Below are 830 nucleotides of genomic sequence, written 5' to 3' on the forward strand. Positions count from 1 at the left end.
TGCTTGCCCGTCAGGTTGGTGTGCCGGCGCTGGTCGTATTCCTGAACAAAGTTGACCAGGTTGACGATCCGGAGCTTCTGGAACTCGTTGAGATGGAAGTTCGCGAACTTCTGAGCGAATACGACTTCCCGGGTGACGATATTCCGATCATCGCAGGTTCGGCTCTTGCGGCTCTTGAAGGTCGTGACGACGAAATCGGCAAGAACAAGATCATCGAGCTGATGGATGCTGTTGACGATTACATTCCGCAGCCTGAGCGTGCGATCGACGGTGCCTTCCTGATGCCGGTTGAGGACGTGTTCTCGATCTCGGGTCGTGGTACGGTTGTTACCGGTCGTGTTGAGCGTGGTGTTGTCAAGGTTGGTGAAGAAGTCGAAATCGTCGGCATCAAGGACACCCAGAAGACGACGGTTACCGGCGTTGAGATGTTCCGCAAGCTGCTCGATCAGGGCCAGGCTGGCGACAACATCGGTGCGCTGCTTCGTGGCGTTGGCCGTGATGACGTTGAGCGTGGTCAGGTTCTGGCACACGTTGGCTCGATCAAGCCGCACACCACCTTCACCGCTGAGACCTACATCCTGTCGAAAGACGAAGGTGGCCGTCACACGCCGTTCTTCGCCAACTACCGTCCGCAGTTCTACTTCCGTACCACCGACGTTACCGGTACGGTGAAGCTGCCGGAAGGTACCGAGATGGTGATGCCGGGTGACAACGTGAACCTGGAAGTCGAGCTGATCGCTCCGATCGCCATGGACGAAGGCCTCCGCTTCGCTATCCGCGAAGGTGGCCGTACCGTCGGCGCCGGCGTCGTCGCTAAAATCCTGAAGTAA

General features: G+C 57.7%; 1 protein-coding gene. It reads left to right on the forward strand.

The annotated features are described in order from the left end of the window. On the forward strand, positions 1–830 hold an 830-nt coding region (locus K6118_RS17180; protein WP_247121728.1), incomplete at its 5' end, for an elongation factor Tu.

Origin of the sequence: Kordiimonas marina (assembly GCF_023006325.1) — a bacterium.
GTDB lineage: Bacteria > Pseudomonadota > Alphaproteobacteria > Sphingomonadales > Kordiimonadaceae > Kordiimonas > Kordiimonas marina.